Source organism: Xanthomonas cannabis pv. cannabis, assembly GCF_000802365.1.
GTDB lineage: Bacteria > Pseudomonadota > Gammaproteobacteria > Xanthomonadales > Xanthomonadaceae > Xanthomonas > Xanthomonas cannabis.
This window is the reverse complement of record NZ_JSZE01000044.1, coordinates 18,797-27,218: the sequence shown is the minus strand read 5'-3', so window position 1 is coordinate 27,218 and position 8,422 is coordinate 18,797. Positions and strand designations below refer to the sequence as shown.

The window sequence follows — 8,422 nt, the reverse complement described above, 5'->3', positions numbered from 1 at the left end:
ACCTATTTCGCCCCGCAAGTGGCGCGTTGGTTGCGCGAAGACGCACGCTGACCCGGACGGCGCGGCTGCGCCACAGCGACGCAGCCGCGCGCGCTGAACGTCCCGAACGTCTTGCGGTGCGACCGAGTCGGTTCCCCGCGGTGCCCAACCCGCACGCACCGGGATGCACTGCGGCCTGGCCAATGCAGTTTCAAACAGCATCCAGTTGCCACGAAAGTCACTGCGATCACTGCATCTGGAGCATGGCGATTCGATGCGTCGCGTTCAGATGCAGCACGACCCATTCCAGATCGCTCCAGGCGCCGTACAGACACTTCCTGCCACGCCGGTAACGCCATGCGGAGCGTGCCGTGTTGCCGATTTGGCCACATGCGATCGACCACCGCGTCGCACGCCGCATGCTGCACGGTCGTGGATCGGGAGCATCCAGCAGTCCCACGTGCGGCAGATGACGGTTGGACCACATGCGCCGCCGTGGGCGCCGGGTCACCCGCGCGGCGGCGCATGCGAGACGCATTCGCATCTACAATGCCGGGCCGTCACTGATCTTCTGCCGTCTTGATCAAAACGCTGCTGTTCCAGCTGCACTGGTTGCTCGGCATCACGGCCGGTCTGGTGCTGTCGGTAATGGGGCTGACCGGCGCCTCGATGTCCTTCGAGAACGAACTCGTGCGGCTGGCCAATCCACCCCTCGTGCAGCTGGCCCAGCGGCACGCGGCAGGCGAGCGCGCGTTGCCGGTGGATGTGCTGCTGCAGCGGCTGGATCTGGCACCGACCACGTCCGGGCCGCCGCCGGTCACCCGGATGCTGATCGACCCCACCGGTGAGCGGCCCTCCAATGCGCGGCTCGCCGCCAAGGGCAGTGCACGTGTGTATTTCGACCCGTATACCGGTGCGCGGGTGGCGGCGCCGCGGCTGAGCAGTACGTTTGCCTTCCTCGAAGATCTGCACCGCCATCTGACGGCGGGCAAACGCGGCCAGGCAGTGACTGGCGCCTGCACGCTGATCCTGCTGTTTTTCTGCGCCTCGGGGCTCTATCTGCGCTGGCCACGCCGGTGGTGGAGCCTGCGCACCTGGTGGGTGGTGGAGTGGCGCCGGCAGGGCCGCAGTTTTCTGTGGAGCCTGCACGCGGTGTTCGGCACCTGGTGCCTGCTGGTGTATCTGCTCATCGCGTTGACCGGCCTGACCTGGTCCTACCCCTGGTACCGCGACGGCATGGCGGCCGTGCTCGGTGGCGAGCCCGTGGCGCGCGACGACCGGCGCGACCGGCGTCCGGCAACAGTGGATTTCGCGCGCGTGCAACGCACCCTGGATGGCATCCCGGCCACGCATCACGCCGCGCTGGATCTGCGTATTCCCGCCCGTGCCGGGCAGGCCTTGAATGTGCGGTTTCTGCCCGATCACGCGGACCACGACCGCGCCTTGAACGCCCTGGACCTCGATGCCGCCAGCGGCGCCGTGCTGCGCCGGCAGGACTACGCGGCAAGGCCGCGCGGGCAGCAGTTGATGGTCAGCATGTTTGCGCTGCATTCGGGCAGTTTCTTCGGCTTGCCGGGGCGTATCGTGGTGATGCTGGCCAGCCTGGGCATGTCGGTGTTCTTCGTCAGCGGCTGGATGCTGTATCTGGACCGGCGCGGCAAGAAGCGCGCGTTGCGCGCCGCCCGGGTGATGCTGCAAAGCGCCCCGCCGGCGTCGCAGGTCGAACCATGGTTGATTGCGTTCGCCAGCCAGAGCGGCTTTGCCGAGCGGCTGGCCTGGCAGGCAGCCGGGCATCTGCAGGCCGCCGGCCTGCCCGTGCAGGTGCGCCCGCTGGCACAGGTGGATGCGCAGCACCTGCAGGGCACGCGGCACGCCCTGCTGGTGATCAGCACCTTCGGCGATGGCGAGCCGCCGGATGCAGCACGCGTGGTCGAGCGTGAGCTGCTGCGCCAGCAGATCGCCTTGCCGCAGCTGGCCTATGCGGTGCTGGCTCTGGGCGACCGCCAGTACGCGCAGTTTTGCGGGTTCTCGCGGCGTGTCGAACAGTGGCTGGACGCGCAGGGCGCACGCGCGCTGTTTGCCACGGTGGAAATGGACAACGCCGATCCGCAGGCGCTGGCGCAATGGCATGCGCAGCTGGAGCAGATTGCCGGCGCACCGGTGGCCGCCGCGACCCTGGCGCGGCCACGCCTGAGTTCTTGGACATTGCTGGCGCGCGCCCATCTCAATCCGGGTAGCGAAGGCGCGCCGATCTGGCGCATCGACCTGCAGCCACCGCCCGAGGCGCACTGGCAGGCCGGCGACATTCTCGAAGTGCAGCCCGCGCATGCCGACGCGCAGGTGCGGGCCTGCCTGGCCGCATGGAGCCTGCCGCCTGAGGCGCTGGTGCATGTCGATGCGCAGCTGCTGCCGCTCCATCAGGCCGCCGCCGAGCGTGTGCTGCCGCAGGCGCCCGCCACGCCGCCAGCGCAGCATCCGGATCCACAGGCCTGGCTGGATGCCTGCGACTGCTTGCCCACCCGCGACTATTCGCTGGCCAGCGTGCCGGCCGATGGCGTGGCGAGCGCGGTGGTCCGGCTGACCACGCGCAGCGACGGCAGCCCCGGCCTGGGCTCGGGCTGGCTGATCTGCCACGCGCCCGTCGGCACGCCGCTGCGTGCACGTCTGCGCACCAACCCGGGCTTCCATCGCGTCGAAGCGGCACCCATGGTGTTGATCGGCAACGGCACCGGCATCGCCGGGCTGCGCGCGTTGTTGCGCGAGGCCGAACTGGCCGGCGTGCATGGGCACTGGCTGTTGTTCGGCGAGCGCCAGGCCGCGCGCGACCAGTTGTTCGCCGATGAGCTGCAGGTTTGGCAGGCCAGTGGCCATCTGCAGCAGCTGGACCAAGTGTTCTCGCGCGACCAGCCGCAAAAACGCTATGTGCAGCATCGGCTGCACGACACCGGCGAGGCGCTACGGCACTGGATCGATCGCGGTGCGGTGATCCATGTCTGCGGCAGCCTGGACAGCATGGCGCGTGCCGTGGACGCGACGCTGCGCGAACTCCTGGGCGAGGCACGCGTGGAATCACTGACCGCCGCCGGCCGTTACCGGCGCGATGTATATTGAGTCAGCGTGGTTGCCGACTGCCTGCGTGAGGCCGCGCGCTGCGCACGATGGCTGGATCGAACCACCGCATCGTGCGATACGGCGATCAGCACGAAGGTGCGAGAGCGTGTGCCGCGATGATGCGGCCTCGCCGGGGAGTGGTCCTGCGTTCAGCCACCCTGCGCGGCACCGGCACAAGATCGTGCGTTGATCCGGCGATGAAGCCTGCACGCGCGCCATCGTGGCGCGCGCTCAACGGCAGCTGGTATCACCGTCCACCGTCGGCGCCTTCATCCGGTACAGATCCAGTTGCCCTGCGCGTGGCGCGCGGGCACTGCCGGTGACCAGGAGTTCGCCCGGTTTGGCGGCGTCCACCACTGCACCAAAGGTGCGCTCCTGCGGGCCATTGAACGACAGCGGCACTGGTTGACTGTGCGTGTAGTGCCCGTCCTTGCAGGCAGCCAGCAGGAGCTGGCTGGGGCCCGCAATCTTCCCTCGCGTCCACACCAGCCCACGCCCGTCGCCGAGCCAGGCCGCATCCAGCTCGTCGGCCGGCGTATTGATGTCGCCCAGCGGTGCCGGCGCGGAGAACGCGTGCCCATCCCAGCGCGCTACGAATACATCCAGGCCACCGGCGCCGCCGTGACCATCGCTGGCAAACAGCAGGCGCGTGCCGTCCAGCGACAGGCTGGGCGCGCGCTCATCGCCGCGGCTGTTGATCGCGGCACCCAGCGATTGCACCGCACCGAGCTTGCCTTGCGCATCCACCGGCACCCGGTACAGATCGCTGCCACCGGCGCCGCCAGGCCGCGCCGAGGCAAACAGCAGCCAGCGTCCATCGGCACTGAACAGCGGCGAGGTATCGTCCTGGGCGCTGTTGATCGGGAGCGCTTGCGCATCCTGCCAGCGCCCACCGCGCAGCTGTGCCTGCCACAGGTCCCAGCCGCCGGCGCCTCCAGCGCGATCGCTGGCCCAGACGATGCGTTGCCCGTCCGGGCTGAGCGTGGCGTGTGCCTCGTTGGCCGGCGTGGACACCACGCCCATGCCTTCGATCCCGAATTCAGCAAGCCCCGAAGCAGACGGGACGCAGAGTAAACTCGCCGCCAGCGCGAGCAGTGTCCATCGATAGTGCATGCGGTGTTCCTGCCTCATCTTGCGCACAGTCTAGTCAACCAGAGAGCGTTTCATGCCCGTATCCCGTTATGCCGTGTTCGGCCACCCCGTCGCCCATTCGCTGTCGCCGGCCATCCATGCCGACTTCGGGAAGCAGACCGGCATCGCGCTGGACTACACCGCCATCGACGCGCCGCCGGAAGAGTTCACCGCCGCGCTGGAGCGCTTTGCCGATGAAGGCGGCAAGGGCGCCAACGTCACCCTGCCGCTGAAGGAAGCGGCCTGCGCGCTGGCCGGCAGCCTGAGCGATCGCGCGCGGCTGGCCGGGGCGGTCAATACGCTGGTGCGTAACGATGGCCAATGGCAGGGCGACAACACCGACGGCGTCGGCCTGGTACGCGATCTCACCGATCGCCATGGACTGGATCTGCGCGGTCGCCGCGTCCTGCTGCTGGGCGCCGGTGGCGCCGCCCGCGGCGTGGCCCCGGCGCTGCTGGATGCCGGCATCACTGAAATGGTGGTGGTGAACCGCTCGCCCGAGCGTGCCGACGCGTTGTGCGATGCGCTGGGCGAACCCGGGCGCGTGGTGTCGCGCTACATCGAAGACCTGCGGGATCTGGGCGACTTCGAGTTGATCGTCAACGCCACTGCTGCGGGCCGCGACCGTGATGCCGGCGCGTTCGCGCTGCCGTTGGGCCTGGTCAACAGCCTCACCGCGGCGGTCGACCTCAACTATGGCCCCACCGCCATCGCCTTCCTGGCCTGGGCGCGCGCGGCGCAATGCCGCTACGCCATCGATGGCCTGGGCATGCTGGTGGAGCAGGCCGCGGAAAGTTTCTCGCTGTGGCATGGCGTGCGCCCGCAGACCGACCCGGTCTACGCCGCGCTGCGCGCGCGCGAGGCGGTGCTGGTCAGCGCCGACTGAGCCGGCGGCGATGAACGTCACCGAGATCCTGCTCGGCCTGATCACCAGCCTGCTGTCGCGCGCACCGATGCTGATCGCACTGTTGCTGGGCCTGGTGTTGCTGTGGCGTGCCCCGCGCGGGCGCCTGCGCGGCGCTGCACTGGCCGCGCTGTGGGTGCTGCTGGGCTGCGTGCTGGCCGAGGTCGCCCTGCAGGCAATTCCGATGCTGCTGCTGCAGCAGGGCAACGTGCGCCAGATCAGCCTGGTCATGGGCATCGGCCGCTTCGTGCTGACCACCGTGCAGGGCGTGGGGGTCGGGGTGCTGGTGTGGACCCTGGCGCGCAGCCTGCAACAACTGCCGCCGGCAGCCGGGCCGCGCGCATGATCCCGATCAAGCCGCTAGCGCTCGTGCTGATTGGCCTGCTCTGCGCAGGGCAAGGCGGTTGGACACTGCTGCACCCGCAGGCACTGGCCGCCGTCAACCGCGGCGGCCTGCTATACGAACGCTTCGGCCCGGCCGGCGTGGGCGTCGGCATGCTGGTGATGGGTGTGGTGACCTTGCTGATCGGTAGCGTGTGGGCGCGCTACGCCTGGCCGCGCCGCAGGGCGCGCGGCTGACCGGACACGTGGCCTTCGGCCGTCGCCTGCCCGGCCGCTGATCTCGCTCGCACGGCGCAGCACTGGTTCTTTGCTGCATTGCCCGCACCCAGCCGCCGCCCGGCCACGCCGCCGCGCGAGCGGCATGGCCGCAGCTGTGCCGGTGCACCGGACAAACACGTTCAGCTGCCCAACCGGCCGGTCGCAGGCGTTGCGCCGGTCCGTGCGAAAATAGCGCGATGACTGAAGTTGCCCCACCGGCCGCGCCGTCCGCGCCCGTTCCCACCCAGCGTGTTCTGACCGACCCGATCAAGGCCGGCATCCGCGACGCCTACGCCAAGCTGCAGGCCAATACACCCGGCTTTGCCACGCGGCGTGCGCAGAGCCAGATGATCGGCCTGGTCTCGCGGGCACTGGCCACCTCCGGCGGCATCGGCATCGCCGAGGCACCCACCGGCGTGGGCAAGAGCTTGGGCTATCTCACCGCCGGCGTGCCGATCGCGCTGGCCACCAAGAAGAAGCTGGTCATCAGCACCGGCACCGTGGCGCTGCAGTCGCAGCTGGTGGAACGCGACATCCCGGCCTTCCTCAAGGCTACCGGGCTGGAGGCCACCGTGGCGCTGGCCAAGGGCCGCACCCGCTACCTGTGCACCCGCAACGCCGCCGAGCTGGAAGGCGACACCAACCAGAACGCCATGTTCGAAGACGAGCAGGCGCTCTACGACCGCCCGCTCAGCCCGGTCGATGCGGATCTGGCCAAGCGGCTGGCCAAGGCCTACGCCGCGCGCACCTGGAACGGCGACCTGGACGACGCACCCGAGCAGGTCTCGGTGCCGCTGCGCATGCGCATCACCACCCCGGCCTCCGGCTGTGCGGGGCGGCGTTGCAGTTACGCCGCGCAGTGCCCGGTGCTCAAGGCACGTACCGACGTGCGCGAAGCGCAGATCGTGGTCACCAACCATGCCTTGCTGCTGTCGTCGCTGTCGCTGGGCGATGCCGAAAACGGCCAGCCCTTGATCGCGCCACCATCGGACATGCTGCTGGTGCTCGACGAAGGCCACCACATCGCTGGTGTGGCGATCGACCAGGGTGCGGCCAATCTGCCACTGGACGAGATGGCCAAGCGCACCGGCCGCATGCAGATTCTCATCGCCGCCGCGTACCGCGCGGTGGACAAGGACAGGATCGGCAACCTGCTGCCCAACGAGGCCATCGAGGTGGCTGCGCGGGTGTCCAAACTGCTCAAGGCCTTCCACGCCGAAGTCGAACGTGTGTGGAAACCCGAGCCCGGCGAGCGCGATCCGTTGTGGCGTGCGGCCAATGGCAAGCTGCCGCCGCAGTGGGGCCCGGCCATCGAAGAACTCGGCGAAGACACCCGCGCGCTGTTCAACTGGGTGCACGCCGCGCACAGCGCGGTGGCCAAGGGCAAGCAGGACGATGCGGCGCGCGAGCGGCTGCAGCGCAACCTGGGCCTGGCGCTGGAGATGGCCGAGCAGCAACACAATCTGTGGAGCGGCTGGCGACGCGAAGACAAGGAAGGCCAGCCACCGATGGCACGCTGGATCACCCTCTCGCGCGACGGCGACCTGATCTGCCATTGCTCGCCGGTGTCGGCCGCGCAGGTGCTGCGCACGATGATCTGGAACGAAGTGGATTCGGTGGTGATGACCTCGGCCACGCTCACCGGCGGCGGCGATTTCCAATCCTTCGCCATCGACAATGGCCTGCCCGAGCACGCCGAAATGGCCTCACTGGCCTCGCCGTTCGACCTGCCCAATCAGGCCGAGTTGATCGTGCCCAATTTCCCGGTCACGCCCGACGACCGCGAAGGTCACCCCAAGGAAGTGGCCAAGTATCTGGTGCGCGAATTGGACTGGTCCGCCAAGGGCAGCATCGTGTTGTTCACTTCGCGCTGGAAGATGGAAAAGGTCGCCGACCTGATGCCGCTGGCGCAACGCAACCGCGTGCTGGTGCAGGGCGAAGGCAACAAGTCGCAGCTGATCACCGAACACCTGCGGCGCATCGCTGCTGGCGAGGGCTCGGTGCTGTTCGGCTTGAACTCGTTCGGCGAAGGGTTGGATCTGCCCGGCGAAGCCTGCACCACCGTGGTCATCACCCAGGTGCCGTTCGCCGTGCCCACCGACCCGCAAACCTCCACCTTGAGCGAATGGCTGGAAAGTCGCGGCCATAACGCTTTCAACCTGATCGCCATCCCGCATGCGTTGCGCACGCTCACGCAGTTTGCCGGCCGGCTGATCCGCAGCTCCAGCGACCATGGCCGCGTGATCATCCTCGATTCGCGCCTGCTGACCCGTCGCTACGGCAAACGCATCATCGATGCCTTGCCGCCGTTCAAGCGGGTGATCGGGCGCTGATGCATCGCCGCATCGTGCGCCTGCTGCATGATGTCCTGATCCAAGACGACATCGGCAGGCGCCTGCGGACGGCAACAGATCGCGTATCACTGCAGGCAGGTCACCACCCGCTGCCCTGCGCGGCACGTCGGTTGATGAGTGGGCATGCGACTTCACTGCAGGTAAGGCGCGCCAGCATTTGCACGTCGCAGTGCTGCGCAGTGACCAGTCGATGTGCACAGCGCCCAGTCACGCAGCAATGCCTTGCACTGCATCATCAGCCCAGCACCGTTGGCGCGACCGTCATGCACGCAAAAGGACAGCACCGCGCCGCCTTGCGAAACTTGCGCGCTATCTGCAACGCGCTGCCATATGGAAAGCGATA

The 8,422-nt window shown here is 68.5% G+C and carries 6 protein-coding genes; 5 read left to right on the top strand and 1 reads right to left on the bottom strand.

Features of this window, described 5'->3' with window-relative positions; genetic code table 11:
* Positions 1-558: 558 nt before the first annotated feature.
* On the top strand, positions 559-3,090 hold the full coding sequence (locus tag OZ10_RS09620) for a sulfite reductase flavoprotein subunit alpha (RefSeq protein ID WP_039564658.1): 2,532 nt from the start codon (positions 559-561) through the stop codon (positions 3,088-3,090).
* A gap of 231 nt (positions 3,091-3,321) precedes the next feature.
* Here OZ10_RS09620 and OZ10_RS09615 read toward each other — a convergent pair whose 3' ends face one another.
* Entirely contained in the window at positions 3,322-4,203 is an 882-nt protein-coding gene (locus tag OZ10_RS09615; RefSeq protein ID WP_039406345.1) for a TolB family protein, read from the bottom strand.
* 52 nt (positions 4,204-4,255) lie between these two features.
* On the opposite strand from OZ10_RS09615, the gene aroE reads away from it, so the two are divergent.
* The 4 genes from aroE to dinG all read left to right on the top strand — a co-directional run bounded on the left by aroE (position 4,256) and on the right by dinG (position 8,058).
* Entirely contained in the window at positions 4,256-5,107 is an 852-nt protein-coding gene (gene aroE / locus OZ10_RS09610; protein ID WP_039406341.1) for a shikimate dehydrogenase, read from the top strand.
* 10 nt (positions 5,108-5,117) lie between these two features.
* A complete protein-coding gene (locus tag OZ10_RS09605; RefSeq protein ID WP_039564657.1) occupies positions 5,118-5,471 on the top strand; it encodes a hypothetical protein in 354 nt (117 codons plus the stop codon).
* The gene (locus OZ10_RS09600) at positions 5,468-5,704 is read left to right on the top strand and encodes a hypothetical protein (RefSeq protein ID WP_039406336.1); all 237 of its coding nucleotides are present in this window, start codon (positions 5,468-5,470) and stop codon (positions 5,702-5,704) included. Before OZ10_RS09605 ends, OZ10_RS09600 begins: the two co-directional genes overlap by 4 nt.
* 218 nt (positions 5,705-5,922) lie before the next feature.
* Positions 5,923-8,058, top strand: a complete 2,136-nt coding sequence (dinG, locus tag OZ10_RS09595) for an ATP-dependent DNA helicase DinG (protein WP_039406332.1) — start codon at positions 5,923-5,925, stop codon at positions 8,056-8,058.
* Positions 8,059-8,422 lie beyond the last annotated feature (364 nt).